Source organism: Desulfobacterales bacterium (assembly GCA_028704555.1).
In the GTDB taxonomy this organism is placed as follows: Bacteria; Desulfobacterota; Desulfobacteria; order Desulfobacterales; family JAQWFD01; genus JAQWFD01.
The window spans coordinates 13,307-27,591 of record JAQWFD010000045.1 but is presented as its reverse complement, the minus strand read 5'-3'; the positions used below and the strand labels follow the sequence as shown (position 1 = coordinate 27,591).

General features: G+C 45.9%; 13 protein-coding genes. 5 read left to right on the top strand and 8 right to left on the bottom strand.

The features are described from left to right. The 4 genes from PHQ97_13950 to PHQ97_13935 form a co-directional block, all read right to left on the bottom strand. On the bottom strand, positions 1-284 hold a 284-nt coding region (locus tag PHQ97_13950), incomplete at its 3' end, for an FAD-binding protein (GenBank protein MDD4393839.1). 11 nt (positions 285-295) lie between these two features. Beyond that, positions 296-922, bottom strand: coding sequence for a ferric reductase-like transmembrane domain-containing protein (locus tag PHQ97_13945; GenBank protein ID MDD4393838.1), 627 nt, complete (start codon positions 920-922; stop codon positions 296-298). Between the two features lie 3 nt (positions 923-925). After that, positions 926-1,141, bottom strand: a complete 216-nt coding sequence (locus tag PHQ97_13940; GenBank protein MDD4393837.1) for a 4Fe-4S binding protein — start codon at positions 1,139-1,141, stop codon at positions 926-928. A gap of 169 nt (positions 1,142-1,310) precedes the next feature. Continuing rightward, positions 1,311-2,228 carry a hypothetical protein gene (locus PHQ97_13935; GenBank protein MDD4393836.1) on the bottom strand — a complete coding sequence of 306 codons (918 nt, stop codon included), beginning with the start codon at positions 2,226-2,228 and terminating at the stop codon, positions 1,311-1,313. A 1,135-nt stretch (positions 2,229-3,363) separates the two neighbouring features. On the opposite strand from PHQ97_13935, the gene PHQ97_13930 reads away from it, so the two are divergent. The 5 genes from PHQ97_13930 (at position 3,364) to PHQ97_13910 (ending at position 9,967) form a co-directional block, all read left to right on the top strand. Next, on the top strand, positions 3,364-3,594 hold the full coding sequence (locus PHQ97_13930) for a hypothetical protein (GenBank protein MDD4393835.1): 231 nt from the start codon (positions 3,364-3,366) through the stop codon (positions 3,592-3,594). Between the two features lie 894 nt (positions 3,595-4,488). Then, complete coding sequence (locus tag PHQ97_13925) at positions 4,489-6,273, top strand: retron Ec67 family RNA-directed DNA polymerase/endonuclease (GenBank protein ID MDD4393834.1); 1,785 nt, start codon at positions 4,489-4,491, stop codon at positions 6,271-6,273. A gap of 640 nt (positions 6,274-6,913) precedes the next feature. Beyond that, on the top strand, positions 6,914-8,611 hold the full coding sequence (gene ilvB / locus PHQ97_13920) for a biosynthetic-type acetolactate synthase large subunit (GenBank protein ID MDD4393833.1): 1,698 nt from the start codon (positions 6,914-6,916) through the stop codon (positions 8,609-8,611). Positions 8,612-8,791: 180 nt separating this feature from the next. Beyond that, the gene (locus tag PHQ97_13915; GenBank protein ID MDD4393832.1) at positions 8,792-9,322 is read left to right on the top strand and encodes an NUDIX hydrolase; all 531 of its coding nucleotides are present in this window, start codon (positions 8,792-8,794) and stop codon (positions 9,320-9,322) included. A gap of 150 nt (positions 9,323-9,472) precedes the next feature. Further along, positions 9,473-9,967 carry a rubrerythrin family protein gene (locus PHQ97_13910; GenBank protein MDD4393831.1) on the top strand — a complete coding sequence of 165 codons (495 nt, stop codon included), beginning with the start codon at positions 9,473-9,475 and terminating at the stop codon, positions 9,965-9,967. Positions 9,968-10,092: 125 nt separating this feature from the next. Here PHQ97_13910 and PHQ97_13905 read toward each other — a convergent pair whose 3' ends face one another. From PHQ97_13905 to PHQ97_13890, 4 genes are all read right to left on the bottom strand, one after another. Beyond that, positions 10,093-10,461 (bottom strand): hypothetical protein, encoded by a 369-nt coding sequence (locus tag PHQ97_13905; GenBank protein ID MDD4393830.1) that lies wholly within the window; start codon positions 10,459-10,461, stop codon positions 10,093-10,095. A gap of 106 nt (positions 10,462-10,567) precedes the next feature. After that, positions 10,568-11,539 carry a universal stress protein gene (locus PHQ97_13900; GenBank protein ID MDD4393829.1) on the bottom strand — a complete coding sequence of 324 codons (972 nt, stop codon included), beginning with the start codon at positions 11,537-11,539 and terminating at the stop codon, positions 10,568-10,570. Positions 11,540-11,588: 49 nt separating this feature from the next. Further along, positions 11,589-12,236 (bottom strand): cysteine dioxygenase family protein, encoded by a 648-nt coding sequence (locus PHQ97_13895; protein ID MDD4393828.1) that lies wholly within the window; start codon positions 12,234-12,236, stop codon positions 11,589-11,591. A 94-nt stretch (positions 12,237-12,330) separates the two neighbouring features. Continuing rightward, positions 12,331-14,244, bottom strand: a complete 1,914-nt coding sequence (locus PHQ97_13890; GenBank protein ID MDD4393827.1) for a molybdopterin-dependent oxidoreductase — start codon at positions 14,242-14,244, stop codon at positions 12,331-12,333. Positions 14,245-14,285 lie beyond the last annotated feature (41 nt).

The window sequence follows — 14,285 nt, the reverse complement described above, 5'->3', positions numbered from 1 at the left end:
GATGAGCCGAGACGTCCCTTGGATACCATGAGGACGCTGGCGCCGGCATCATGGGCTTTGACCGCGGCGAAAAGGCCCGCGATTCCGCCGCCCACCACCAGCACATCGGCTTCGTTTTCGGCAACCGCTATTTTATCGATATCGATTGCAGGAATATTGGCGCTGCACTCACCGCGCTCTGCGGACAGGCCCATGGATGCCATTACCGCAAGCCCCGCTGCGCCGCCGGCTATCGCCATGAACTTTCGACGGGACATATTTTTTAGATTTTGGTTCTTTTCCATTGCAATGATCCTTATTTTTTAAACATTTTCAACAGGTATTGTTTTCCTGTAAGCCAAACGCCACCTGTGGTCAGCAATGTAATAAAAATTGACATGGCAGGGCTTGAATAACGGCCAAGGTCAATGACGTGCCATGCGGCAATCAAAATAAACAAAATGGCCAGGATGCCGTGAAAAACCCGCCAGGTCTCGTATTTCATTGGCAGCTTTTTGCGCACAAGGGCGGTTATGCCAAGTATCAGCAAAAGGCACCAGGCAGTGATCCCGAGCACAACGCCCTGGTTTAAAGTCGTAATCATCGTGACAAATGCGTCAGCAGGGGCAACACCCGACTCAAAAAACTTTGGCACAACTACAAGGACAGGGTGGAAAAGCAGTACGATAACGAATGTATACCCGATAATTTTATGATACTTTATGATCTTGCGCATCCTGAGATCTGCAACAGCGGCTCTGTTCGTCCGTGCCCAAAAAAACTGCCCGATCATCTGGGAAAATACCAGGATCGTTATAACGGAGAGTGATTCATTCAACACGGGACGCGCCGGGAAACTACCCAGAGCCCAGATCAGTAGCGGCATACCTGTAAAGGCCAGTACTGACTGTCTAAGAAAATTGCTTTTGACATACCCATTCATTTTTTACCCCCATGAAACCACGACCGGAATAGTCTTCTCCGGTGAAATCGTAATGGCACCCACAGGACAATACATCCTGCACAAGTGACATATCTGGCAATCCGCCGGATATTTGATAAACGCCTTTTTCGTCTTTGGATCCTGACGGATCACATCTGTGGGGCAGGTTTTGACACACGTCCCGCAACCGATACAGCCTTTAATGGATTGGATAGTCATGTTATTTTACCTTTTTTTCCGGTCTGTTCATCTTAATTTTCCTTCTTCGTTAATCATAGGCAAAGCATAGCTTTGGGAACTGATTTACCCATCAGCAGGCCGGCCATCAGCATCAGCCCAAAAGCGCTTACCGGGTGACATTTCATATGAACGGAAACAAAGTGCAACATCATCCCCGGACATTCGCATTGATACTGCCACCGACCAGGGTAACCTTGATCCAGGTTTCAAAAGCCTCGCCCATCGCTTTTGCGCCGGAACCACCGCCGCCGGAGCCACCGCCGCCGGAGCCACCGCCGCCGGAGCCACCGCCGCCGGGTCGACCGCCGCCGTGATTTGATCTGCCCATGCCGTCTTCGGTCGGTTTGCGCATCCCCTGGTGCATGTCTGTTTCTACGGCCTCGATGCCGATCCCCACCGTCTTTCCCGGGGCAAGCGCTGAAAGTGACGGGCCGGCCCTAAAGCAAATTTTAAATTCATACACGAACCGGCGGCCGTCCGGCTGTCCCACACCGATCTCGATACCCGTCTGCCGAACCTGGTCCATGGGCATCGACAGGGGGCCGGTAGCTTCCGCATAGGTGATCTCGACGGAATCGGGCGTTTTAAAGACCGGACGCTCTTTTTTATCCCCCAGACGGTCATCCGCGGGTAGGTTGCCCGATTCATCACCACCCCCGTATCCCTGCTCTTTTTTATCCTCCAGGCGGCCATCCGACCCGGATTTTCTTGGAAACCCCCGGGGGCCGGCACCGGGCAGATGAATACCAAAGGTTTTATTTTTGTCTCCGGCCGGATCGAGCCAGACGGTCAACCCGGTCATTAAGAGCTTTTTTTTCAAAGCCTCATTACTGGTGGAAAAACAAAGGTAGATGGCCTCTGCATCGTTCATCATGCGGATACCGGCCTGTCTGTCCGCATCGTAATATTGAGGGGCTGCCGGCCATTCATCTTCCGAGCCATTGATTGTTAAGCCACTCATGCGCCAATGACTGACCACAGTGTGGGCAGCACAACCGATGCTGACCAGTACAAGCAAAAGCAGAGCGGCCTTGAACGCATTGGTTTTAACGACAGACTTCATCATAATTTTCCTTTCCATCTTGCATCCCGTGTTTTCGGCCCTGCTCCGGCCCTTTTCTTTACGGTTGCATATCATACAAATTCATCTTTTGGATTTAATCCGCAGCAAGAATTTTCCCCAGGGCCAGCCGCGATTCAATGTTTTGAACAAACAGTTTAACCCTTACGTATCATCCTTTAAATAGTATCATTTTACCGGGGATTTCCCATCGATTTTGAATGTAAGATAGACCCGGAATGTAAAGCATTTATATTGATCGGGGATAAAATTGTAAAGATCTTGTAAAATGGAATCCGGGTTGCAAAAAACCGTCCGGCTATGGCTTTTTCCGTAATAATGGCGCAGTTTAGGCTGAACGTTCCCAGTCCCGCTATGTATGGCCGCGTGACGTTCCGACCAGTTGCTGTACAGCTTGGGTTGGATGTAGACTTCAAAGCGCTCGTCCGCAACGGGAACCATGGCCCGCCCCCCTGTTGAACGGATGTGCTCCTCCAGGGCCTGAGCCGACGATACGCCCGCCAGTGGCCACTCAAATATGCGAATTCCAGCGAATTCGGGAATAAGGGTTATATCTTCGGGTACAATGGTGTGTGTGTTGAATTGTCCAAAAAAATTTGTAAAAATGCAGTATATCTGTTTTTTATATTTTCATAATACCACTTTAAATGCAAAAAATTCAGCCCAATTAATCGGGGAATTATTCAGGTTTTGATATTGGCAAATTATCTGAAATTTTAAACTTTTGCTCAAAGGTTCTGATTCATTTCTTTGTATTCCTAACAAAAAATTCGTGTCATTGTCTGGACAATGCCCGGGTATATCCCTGTGAATATCGAGAGTTAGAAAGGTAAGCGGGATTGTAAGACTTTTTGCCACATTTGCTAATATACCTAAATATAGTGGTCTTTCCCTATCAAAATAAGGCGTCTCCCTCATACACAAAAGCGATTAAATGATTTATTTTATTAAAAAAATCAAGCGCCCTATTTCAGGCTTTCCTCATTGTGGGCAAAGAGTGCCCCACACCAGTTGGGCGTTTCATGTTTTGATGCGAAATGCACTAAATGCCGGGCCACCATGGCGCGGGAGTAGGTTATACAACAGAATTAACCAGATAATATTTAAAGGAGTTTTCCCTATGCAGACGTCAACACGTGAATACAACAAGGCCAAAATCAGAACCGTGCGAGTCAAGGATCCACAAATTGACAAAAAAACCGTACAAAATTTCTGCGCCAAAATTGACAACGAAACCATCTACCTGATAGACGAAATCCGCAGAAAATATCCCAGTGAAACCAATGCCTCGATTCTTACGAAGGCTATTCGTAGTATTTATGATCGAACCTGCAGGTCTATTGGCTCCTAGCACGCAGCCCCGTAAACAGCTTTATTCCACCCATAGTTCCTCTATAGAAAGGTAAGCGCTTAATAATCCCCACCCCATCATATCGGTGTGGCGAGGAGGGGGCGGTCTGCAATAGATGCGGCGAAGTCAGAAGGTCTTATTCTTGAACCAGGACCTGATATTACCAAAATATTCGCTCGAAAACTGGCGTCGCTGTTATTCCGTTTGGGCTTGTGATACCTGCTATTCCATTCAAACTTCAGCCTTCCTAAAATTCTTCGATGTTCATTTCATATCTGGCATTATTCCTGAATGCATTCACGTTGTGATCATGGCAAGGTATATCAAATTCTGAATGTATCGTTTTCGATATCAGATATTTATTATAAAATTGACTGGCCAGCGGGTCTATTGCTGTTCGGGTACAGACGCAGGCCATCGTCTCATGGGCTATTTATAACTTCTTATTGTTTTTTAGCGTTGTCATAAGTAATAAATTTGGGGCGTTATGTATTTAGCTATTCAACCTGTCTCGCACGGCATTAGTTTTTTTTGTAAAAAAATAGAAAAATTATCATGGCAAATTGAACTAATAATTAATGGTTCGGCAGCAAACAATAAAAGAGAGATACAAAGAACCTATAGATGATGTGAAGGAGCACTTCGTTATCATGGATGCTCTCAGGGTTTTAATCTGTTGATATTTTAAAAAAAATATGGTTTACACACAAAGTGCGGCTTATAGGCAGATTTGTTATTGTGAATCGCAATATAAGAAATCAATGGTAGGCAGTGTTGCTTATTTCCTACATCTTTGCTATCAGGGTACTGGGTATTAATGATTCAGTCTCTTCGCATAAGAGTGCCTATAAGCCGTCCCCCCTCCTTTTTTTATCATTTTTGGTGTATTAATTAATGTCAGCCTTAGAAAAAATTAAAAAAACCACATCATTAAGCGAGATTGCTATCTTGCTCGGATATAAGCCAAAATCACTTTCCTATATTCTATATAAAATTCCAAACAAAGACAAATATACCGAATTCACAATTCCTAAAAATAATGGCAGCGAACGTAAAATAAAAGCTCCTGTAGACCAGCTCAAAACTCTTCAAAAGCGGTTAGCAAAACTATTAAATAAATGCTTTGACGAAATCTCCACAAATAGCAAGCATAAGAAATCTTTATCTCATGGATTCAGAAAAAATCACTCTATAATCACAAACGCAATCAATCATAAAAATAAACGTCACGTTTTTAATATTGATTTACAAGATTTTTTTCCATCAATAAACTTTGGTAGAGTTAGGGGCTTTTTTATCAAAAATGCTCATTTTCAGCTAGATCCAAAAATCGCCACTGTTATAGCCCAAATAGCTTGTCATGATAATGAGTTGCCTCAAGGGAGCCCTTGTTCACCGATTATTTCAAATTTGATAGGGCACCTGTTGGATATACGGATGGTTAACTTGGCGAAAAAATCAAAGTGTACATATTCCAGATATGCCGATGATTTGACCTTCTCCACAAACAGGAAGGAATTTCCTGAAAAAATTGCGATTAAAAAAAATGGTGCTGACAATAAATGGATTCCGGGTAACGCTTTAAGAAAAGAGATAAAAAAGGTTGGTTTCACAATAAATGAGAAAAAAACATCATTACAGTACAAGACAGAACGACAAATTGTCACGGGCCTTGTCGTAAATGAGAAAGTCAATATTAAAAGAGAGTATTACAGACAGGCTAGATCTATGTGCCATGCTCTATTTCAGTCTAATAAGTTTTATATAGACAGTAAAAATGTTTCAGAACCAGCAGTTTCTGAAAATTCTAAAGTAATTTACACGTCGTCATATAACAGTGCTATAACTCCTTACGTTAGATATAAATCTAAAAAAGTAATAGGGAATATAAAACAATTAGAAGGCATTTTAAGCTTTATTTATCATATAAAAATCTCGCACGATGAGCGTACAATCGGAGACAAAAGATTTAAGCCTACCGCCGTAATGAAGCTTTATAGAGAGCTCCTGTTTTACAAACATTTTTTCATTTTAAATCGGCCTTTAATTATTTGCGAGGGCAAAACAGACATTGTATATTTGAAATGTGCCTTAAGGCATTTAGAAAAAGAATACGGGGAATTAGTGCAAAAAAAGGGCGACGATTTTGTTTTCAAAGTCAGTTTTATAGACCTGTCTAAAAATCTCAAAGATGTATTTGCAATATCAGCAGGTACTTCCGGCTTAGTATCATTGATGAAAATCTACAAAACACACATGAAACCATTTAAGGGGCAAGGAAAGAAACATCCGGTCATAATGCTTGTCGATAATGATAGCGGATCTAAAGAAATTAAAAAAAAGTTGGTGGATAGTGATTCAAAAAAGCCGTTTTCCTGGTTTGTTGAAAATTTGTATGTAGTACAGATACCCCATGTAAGTGGTCACGAGGAAACGGCGATAGAAGATTTGTTTGATAAAGAAACGTTAGAGACTAAAGTTAGTGGTAAGAAATTTAATCGAAAGACAAAAATTAACCCCCAAACTGAATATGGGAAAATAGTTTTTTCCGAAAAAGTGGTAAAAGTCAATCAAAATACAATCAGTTTTGATGGCTTCAAAGAAATCATGAACCGGTTCAAAGGGGTAATAGAGGATTATAAACAAAAAAAGGCCGAACCAAAGACGGCAACCGATTAAGCCGCTACGCCATTAACCTTTGCAAATTCAAACCACATCACACGACTTGATAAGCCTGTGATACCTGCTATACATCCCAGGTTAACCCCTACTCCTGACCTCCCGTAATATCCATTTCATATCACAGCTTTTAAATTCTCCATGCGTATTCCGATGTAATTATCCGCTTTTTCCTTCCCCATCCTCTGTACGCTGTGGTGATTTTTCACTTTTCGGACGTTACGAAATATTCCCCCCCTCCCCTGCCTCTGCGTTCTTTTCGCCTCGAGCAAAGCGGGCGGTGAAGCTTCTTTTTTTGCGGTTCACATCTGGAGGGCTTTCATTTATTCCCTTAAATGTCCAACTTTAATGAGTCGCCCGGCAAAGCCGGGGGTTTACCTAAGGGTAAATTAAATTTGACATATTTTTAATTGATTGGTAAAAAAGCAGAAAAGGATTTAAACGATGAAAAAAGAATTCACCATTGTCACCATTATTATTTGCGTAGTCGGTATAATTATCGGCTGCGAAGACACGGGTTGATAATGGGCTGAATTCCGTTTACAGATAAAATTCAAAAAACCGTTACCAGCCCTGAAAGCTGGTAACGGTTTTTTATTTTCCATATTTGGTTACCCCATCCAGGCAAAGGACAAAAACCATGAAATTCACCGGCGCACAACTCCTGATCCATGCGCTTGAACGCGAAGGCGTAGATACGATATTCGGATACCCCGGGGGCACCGTCATTGATATTTATGATGAACTTCAGCGGTCGGATTTACTTCATATCCGGACCTGTCACGAACAGGGCGCGATTCATGCAGCTGACGGATATGCCAGAGCCGGCGGACGGACGGGTGTGTGTCTGGTGACCTCCGGACCCGGCGCTACCAATACGGTCACGGGGATCGCGGCTGCCTATACGGATTCCATTCCACTGGTCATTCTTACCGGTCAGGTGTCCACCCACTTAATCGGCAAGGACTCATTTCAGGAAGTGGATATCGTCGGCATCACCCGGCCCTGTACCAAACACAACTACCTGATCACCCGTACCGAAGACATCCCCCGGATTATCCGGGAAGCGTTCTGCATCGCGACAACCGGCAGGCCCGGTCCGGTTCTGGTCGATATTCCCAAAGACCTTGTCTCTTCAAGTATAGATTACGATTGGGACAAACCCGTTCGTACCCGTTCATTTCCAACGACCGGCAAACCGGATGAAACCCATTTGGAAACAGTGGCCAAACTCATCAGAAAGGCACATCGTCCGGTAATTGTTGCCGGAGAAGGCATCCTTCATTCGAAATCTTCCACGCTGCTGACCGATTTTGCCCGGCAGTTTCAGATTCCGGTCACTTCATCGCTCATGGGACTTGGGGCCTTTCCGGGATCAGACCCGCTATGGCTTGGCATGACCGGGCTTCAAGGGATGTACCGCGCCAATATCGCTACCGGCTACTGCGATCTTCTGATTGCATCCGGCGTTAATTTTGACAACTGCGGAATTGGCAAAACAGATCTGTTTGCCTCCCGGGCCAATATGATTCATATTGGATATGATCCCGTATCCTCAAAATACGGTGTGCCATCGACACTTCCGGTATCAGGAGACTGTCACAGCGCCCTCAGCCTCCTGCATCACATCATGAATTCATCAAAACCCATGAAGCTGAGGAATAACCATCAGAAATGGCTGGCCCACATCTATAAATGGAAATATACCCCTCCGCCGCCCTTTGGGAAACAAGCCGGTATAACGCCGAGGCAGGTCATTGAAACGCTTTATGAACAGACAAAAGGACAGGCGCTGATCGCCACGGAATCAGACTGGCATCAACTGCAGGTCGCCCAGTATTACCGGTTTGATATTCCCGGCGGTTTTATCTCAACGGGCGGACTCAACTGCATGGGATTCAGCCTGCCGGCAGCCATTGGCGCGCAGGCTGCCTGCCCTGACAGACCCGTTATCTGCGTAACCGAAAGCATCGGCATCCAGATGACGCTCAAGGAAATCGCAACCGCTGTCCAGTACAGGCTTCCGATTAAAATTATTATCCTCAACAACAGGCATTCCTGCAGCCACTGGTTTGGAGGACATGCCCATACGGATTCCGGCCTTCAGTACAGTCCCGATTTCATGAAACTGGCGGAGGCATACGGGGCTTGCGGATTAAAGGCAGACCATGCTGAAGATGTCGGAGGGGTCCTGGAAAAGGGGCTGGCTGAACCCGGACCCGTTATCATGGATTTTTCAATTGAAGAGAACATCCGGGAGCTGTTTCCCTGGAACGCTTCACGGACATACGGCCCGATCGATCATAAGCCACATACCAGCGGAGCAGTCATGCATTAACTGGTGTCCATCCAGAAATGGCTATTTTTCCCAATTTCTGCGTCAGGGCTGCGCGTATTTTGACATCAAATCGAAAAAAATATTGATTACCTGTCGGCTTTTACGTTAACTCTGTTAAAAGGGCCTCGGCAAAAACAAATTGCTGACAAGACAACCATCAATCAAATTTGCAGCATCCTCATGGAATTTAAATTTTGTCCGTTCTGTGCATATCCGCTGGTACCCGTACGCCAGGACGGGATAAACCGATTATTCTGCGATCATTGCAAAACCGTCCATTATCGTAATCCCACCGTGGGGGTCGCAATAATTGTGGTTCGCCGCAATGAAATACTGTTAGTGAGACGATCCGGCTCTTATCGGGATATGTGGTGTATTCCATGCGGCCATGTGGAATGGGGTGAAGATATCCGTTCGGCGGCAAAACGTGAGATCAAGGAAGAAACCGGATTGGATGTAAATATCGGACCGGTGTTTGACGTGCACTCAAATTTTCATGATCTGCACAAACAAACCGTCGGGATATGGTTCCGGGCAACCCCGACGGGCGGTTATCTGAAGGCAGATTCCGATGCAAAGGAAGCCGCTTTTTTCCCTGTCGATGCATTGCCTGCCCCCATGGCATTTCCAACCGATCTTCTGGTATGCGAAAAGCTCAGATACTGCATGGAATCTGATGATATCAGACACCCTGGCAGCCTGAATGATTAAACGGCTGTTAACGTCCGAATGAGTCAATTTTTTATTTGCTTTCATATTCCCATACCGGAAAACGGAAAAAGGCAGCTGTCTATTCAGAGCTGTCATCTCGAATACCACCGACGATTTTTTCAATCATATATATTTATAAGGAGATGAATTATGAACAAAACAGAGCAGAATCTTTTGGAAGCATTTTCTGGAGAATCACAGGCAAACCGAAAATATCTGGCATTTGCCAAACAGGCAGACAAGGAGGGGCATCCTCAGACGGCCAAACTGTTTCGAGCTGCGGCCGAGGCTGAGACCGTCCATGCCCATGCCCACTTAAAAGCGGTTGGGGGAATTAATTCGACGGCAGAAAACCTCAGGGAGGCCATTTCCGGTGAGACGCATGAATTCAGGGAAATGTATCCGGAGATGATTGAAACCGCGAAAGCAGAGGGCCATAAAGCCGCAGAGCGCAGTTTTACCTATGCCAACGAAGTGGAAAAAGTGCATGCGCAGTTATATCAGAACGCACTGGATAATTTAGATTCCCCGACCGTCGCGGATTATTATGTATGTTCGGTATGCGGCTATACGTGTGAAAACGAGCCGCCTGATAGCTGTCCGGTGTGCAAGGCAAAGGCCAAAGCATTTTTCAAAGTCGACTGATTGAGGGATCAGTTAATCAGGTTGAAGGGCCCCCGGGGGAAACAGGGTACAGGAAATTCACAGGGGCGAGTTCCTGTACCCGCCCATCGGGTATAAAATTTAAAAATCGTAAAATCGGCCGGCTGTCAGGGTTCAGATGCGTCCAGTATTTTTTCCGCTTCCTCTATGCTCCCGGCATATTCAACCGGATACTCGGCGTTGATAGAGAGCCTGTTCAGCTGGCGTTGGCCTATGGGGCTGTCCTGGCTGATGACACGCACCACTTTGCTGACCCCATATCGAAATACAATTTCCTGAGCCAGGTAGATGAAATCTTCATCCTGATTGGTAATGATTCTGCCTTTTTTAAAAGCGGTGATACAGGTAAAGCCGGGAATGAGTGTGTTGCATGCGTTTTCAATGGCTTCGGTAACTTCGGACAGTTCTGTACGGGATAATTCATTTAATATGATGTAAAGCCTGTTTTTGTTCCGGTTTGTGTTTATATCATACATGGTATCCCTCGAATACGACCCTGAAGTATCGATACGGTTAAAGATGTCTGTCTGCTGTTTCAGGCTATCACAATTCACTGAGCGGGTAAAGAAATGCATGGACCGGTTAAAATACGGGAACTTTGATGGCCTGCTCAAGACAAACCGGAGAAATGAATCCTTCCGGTTTTACAGTCAAAACGGAACAGTTTACCTGTCGCAGAACTTTCTCAGCCGTGTTTCCGATGAAAAATCCGGCTATTCCCGTACGGCATACCGTGCCCATTACAATAAGATCCATAGAGAGTTCCTGCGCCATCTGAGGAATTATTTTTTCAGGTTCACCTTCCTTCAGATAAATCCGGCTGCCGAGTATTGGGGATGTATACGGTTCCACAAGCGCTACAGTCCATTTCCGATGGAACTGCATAGCTTCCCGGGCAAAATGATTAAATGATTTTCCCGGAATTTTACCACTACTTTCTCCGTGCAGGGTTGTTCCGGGGGGTTTCCAGACATGAACCACGTGAAGACGACAATGTTCCAGCAATGCCAGTGAACTGGCCAATCCCATAATTAAATGATTCAGCCGATATCGTTCATCTACTACCGGTCCGGGATCAACGGCCGCCATGATATTCCGATATCCCTGATGATCAGACGGTTTCATGATCCAGACCGGACCCGGGCATTTTCTCATCAACCGAATGGCGGTTGTTCCAAACATGATAGCGTCTAATACCCGTCTGCCCTCTGCCACTTTAACCACCAGATCATGTTCGCATCTGATCACTTCCTGAGTAATGCTGATAAACGGTACACCGACAATGACCTTGACCTCTGCGGTCAATCCTCTCAGCACGAACGGCCTCAAAAACTGCTTCATTTCCAGACTTTTCCGCTCCACCAGCATTTTCTCCAACTTTCCCGAATTTGCTGAAGAAATCATCACCAACTCATCTGCTGGTATCTCCTTGATCACATGAACTAATTTCAGTCTCGCCTCATTATCCATGGCCAGATGAACAGCCCGCTCCAGAGCAGATCTTCCTTCTATGGTTTCATCGTAAATCAGCAGAATATTCTTAAACCGTTTCATTCGGCAGTCCTCCTTGCATTTAATCTTCGGAGCGACATCCGGCTTAGGGTTAGTATTGATCCAGTGCCCGGGATGCCAAAAGTTTCTTTTTGGTTTTCGGAGCATATATCGTGAAAATCCGGCCCTGGGACAGGTCAAACCCCTGGATAAACGGTCGCCTGAGTGGGGTACCGTAGACACTGACGGATACCGTCACATTCTGATCGCAATTTCCGGTTTTATGAATGCCTTCATTCAGTGGAAACGTATAATCAGTCTGGCCCGGACGGAGAACGGATCTTGAGATTTCTTTCAGACAGGCATAATCATTAACCGATCGGTCATCTTCACGTTCATATTTAACCACCTCCAGATTTCCGAAAACCGGGCCAATCACCCCCCACGAATTATGATCATGCACCGGCGTAAATTCCCCATGGTCCCACAGAAATATGCGAACCGAAAACAACCGCCCTGGCGCCTGATATAAAAGCACTTCGTTGTCAAACATCATGGCTTTGTGAATATTCGGGTATTTATCCCCTTTCGAAATACAGGTCAGAATATCCCTGAACGCGGCTTTATCGTTCAGCAGGATCGACAAATGGTAACGGATGAATTCAATTTTCTGTTCATCGGCTTTCAGATCGGCCATCGCTTCGGCCCAACGTAAAAAGCACGAAACAATCTCCGGCTGTTCCTGCGTTGCCTGTAACATTCCCCCCTCCCCTGCAGAAAAAAATTAATCGATGCCGGATTCCCGATACCCGGAGGAAAAACCGAAAAAACGGTTTTCAAAAAATGGGCAGCAACTAATTTTCTATTCTCACATATTGCTCATAATACGCTGCCCCACATCCGATATCGGTTATTCTCGCAGCGATCAGCTGATTTACGCCGCCGCCCGTCTTCATCCAACTTCCCCTTCTCAATACAGCCGCTTCGGGATGCAGCCTGTCAGACAGTTCAAGCTTTACTTTAAGTTTTTGCAACGGAGATACCAGATAAAGGTCTTTTGACAAATCGATATCAGCAAGGTATGGGCAGCCGGAAGACACCTGGACAATCAGAGGCAACCTGTGATTGTCCGCCAATATCTGGGAATGGATATGATCTCTGCTGACCGGGGTAATCAGACGAAGACGGAATTTGTCCGGAACCGGTTCCTGGCTGTGAAGACGGGCCGGCAAACGGAATTTTCCGTCGGAGTGATCAAATTTCATCCCGGCATACGCAACAGAAGGACGTTTTACTTTTATAAAATTCTGTTTTTTAAGATCCTCAAACGAAATCGACAATCTGTCCGTACTCAGCGCGCAGCGAAAAAACGTTTCCGCATCCGGTAAAATAACAGGCGGTTCGAGCCGTTTTCCCACCTGTGAGAAAATCCAAAAATCTGTTCTGGCCTCACCGGGAGGACTGACAACGGCTTTCGCATGCTGGATATAATTATGAAGGTAGGATGATACAATATCTTCCTGTTCCAGCATAAGGGTCGATGGCAGGAACAGATCAGCCCTCGATGCGGTATCGGTCATGAACGCATCCACCACCACCTTGAACTGCACGGTTTCAAACGCCCGCCCAATCAGGTGTGAATCCGGGGCCTGATTGATCACATTTGATCCGTTGACCCACATCATCCGGATCGGTGGGTCTGCGGCATCGATGATATCCTGCCCGATGCACGGAAACCGAAGGATTCTCCCGGACAAGGTTTTGGCAGATCTTGACCATGCGAAATTCAAATTTCTCAATGAATGAAGATGGTAATAGATCCCCCCGCCGGAACGACCGACATGACCGGAAATAAAAGCAAGGGCATCGATAAACCGAACGTTTTCACCTCCGTGACGATACCGTTGAAGACCGGTTCCAATCAATGTTGCCGCAGGTTTTGTATCACTGTAATACCGGTAGATTGTGTCAATATCTTCCTGACTGACATCACATGCTGCGATCAGCGATTCCATGGAACGGCTGAAAATGAATCGTACGAATTCATTCCACCGGTGAGCATATTGTCCGATATCCGGAGCGGTGACATTGCGTTCCAGAAACAGACGAATGACTGCCGCAGCAAGAAACCGGTCAGTTCCCGGGCGGATGGTAATAACCCTGTCAGCAAACCGGCTATTGGCATCATCTCCCGGAGATATGGATAAAACAGAGGCGCCGTTTTGCCGTGCCTGTCCGACTATTGCGGCCGTATGAATCGAACAGCGGAGCACATCTCTTCCCCAGATAATAATATATCCGGCATTGAGCAGATCGGTAATATCATTATTTTCACGGGAACCAAAATCCATAACGGTGGCGACGTATCCGGCCGCATCACAAAGTGATCCCCTGACACAGCTGGTTCCCAGCTGCGAAAAAAAATAACGGCCGGCCTGTTTCAACACCCCTTTGGCGCCTTCCCCCTGTATATGAAGCATGGACAAAGGGTTGTTTCTCAACCGTTGAATATGTTCTGCACAAAGATCCAGGGCATGATTCCAGCCGATGGGTTCCCATCTTCCACGAACACGCACCATGGGATGAACCTTTCGAAGAGGATTTTTAAGCCGTTTGCCGAAGTGCCTGATTTTTGCGCATGTAAAACCGGCCGTAAACGGATGCTCCGGATTTCCACGGATATGGATATCACCGGATGGATCAACCGATACCAGAAGGGAGCAGCAATCCGGGCAGTCCAGAGTGCAGGCCGTAACGTCGGTCATCATACGTGTCCCCGATGATAGATGAAATTTTATAATGGTCTTGT

Excerpts from the sequence above, each read along its gene's own strand:
- PHQ97_13915 (MDD4393832.1), top strand. The coding sequence starts at position 8,792 with ATGGAATTTAAATTTTGTCCGTTCTGTGCATATCCGCTGGTACCCGTA.
- PHQ97_13900 (MDD4393829.1), bottom strand. The coding sequence starts at position 11,539 with ATGAAACGGTTTAAGAATATTCTGCTGATTTACGATGAAACCATAGAA.
- PHQ97_13935 (MDD4393836.1), bottom strand. The coding sequence starts at position 2,228 with ATGATGAAGTCTGTCGTTAAAACCAATGCGTTCAAGGCCGCTCTGCTT.
- PHQ97_13905 (MDD4393830.1), bottom strand. The coding sequence starts at position 10,461 with ATGTATGATATAAACACAAACCGGAACAAAAACAGGCTTTACATCATA.
- ilvB (MDD4393833.1), top strand. The coding sequence starts at position 6,914 with ATGAAATTCACCGGCGCACAACTCCTGATCCATGCGCTTGAACGCGAA.
- PHQ97_13930 (MDD4393835.1), top strand. The coding sequence starts at position 3,364 with ATGCAGACGTCAACACGTGAATACAACAAGGCCAAAATCAGAACCGTG.
- PHQ97_13940 (MDD4393837.1), bottom strand. The coding sequence starts at position 1,141 with ATGACTATCCAATCCATTAAAGGCTGTATCGGTTGCGGGACGTGTGTC.
- PHQ97_13895 (MDD4393828.1), bottom strand. The coding sequence starts at position 12,236 with ATGTTACAGGCAACGCAGGAACAGCCGGAGATTGTTTCGTGCTTTTTA.
- PHQ97_13890 (MDD4393827.1), bottom strand. The coding sequence starts at position 14,244 with ATGATGACCGACGTTACGGCCTGCACTCTGGACTGCCCGGATTGCTGC.
- PHQ97_13925 (MDD4393834.1), top strand. The coding sequence starts at position 4,489 with ATGTCAGCCTTAGAAAAAATTAAAAAAACCACATCATTAAGCGAGATT.
- PHQ97_13945 (MDD4393838.1), bottom strand. The coding sequence starts at position 922 with ATGAATGGGTATGTCAAAAGCAATTTTCTTAGACAGTCAGTACTGGCC.
- PHQ97_13910 (MDD4393831.1), top strand. The coding sequence starts at position 9,473 with ATGAACAAAACAGAGCAGAATCTTTTGGAAGCATTTTCTGGAGAATCA.